The organism is Pseudomonas syringae pv. cilantro, from assembly GCF_001293775.1.
GTDB classification, from domain to species: domain Bacteria; phylum Pseudomonadota; class Gammaproteobacteria; order Pseudomonadales; family Pseudomonadaceae; genus Aquipseudomonas; species Aquipseudomonas syringae_P.
In genome coordinates, this window is the sequence record NZ_LGLN01000012.1 from 1 (window position 1) to 369 (window position 369).

At 46.9% G+C, this 369-nt stretch carries 2 pseudogenes; one reads left to right on the forward strand and one right to left on the reverse strand.

Annotated features, from left to right (window positions below):
- A pseudogene (locus tag ABJ99_RS29550) lies at window positions 1-147 on the forward strand (arylsulfatase regulator); the annotation flags it as partial.
- On the opposite strand, the pseudogene ABJ99_RS28930 reads toward ABJ99_RS29550, so the two are convergent.
- Window positions 144-369, reverse strand: a pseudogene (locus ABJ99_RS28930) (hypothetical protein); the annotation flags it as partial. The pseudogenes ABJ99_RS29550 and ABJ99_RS28930 sit on opposite strands and share 4 nt — an antisense overlap.

Consider the following 369-nt stretch of genomic DNA (forward strand, 5'->3'; position numbering starts at 1 on the left):
TTCAAACAGGTGCTCGACAGCTCATCAAAGGTCCAGATGGACTATATCTGCCTGCAATATCCAGGATTTTTTCGTTTCGCGAAAATGATGGAGTTGCTGGCACAAGGTATTGCTGATGGCTTCATTAAGGTACCGAAAGAACACTAAGGAGCCGCTGATTTATTCGATTTTTCGTCCCAGCAACGCTCTGGAAACCTTGATTTATCAGGGGGCAACAGCTGGTTTTTTGAATAAATCAGCATCTCCCTAAAAGTGACACACCCGGAAATCCGTTTTCTGAACCGCCACATTCGGGGTAAATCACAAGCCAAAACAGAGGCAGAAACCACCGCTATCTTCCACGCCAGTACCAAGCCGATAGCACGCAGC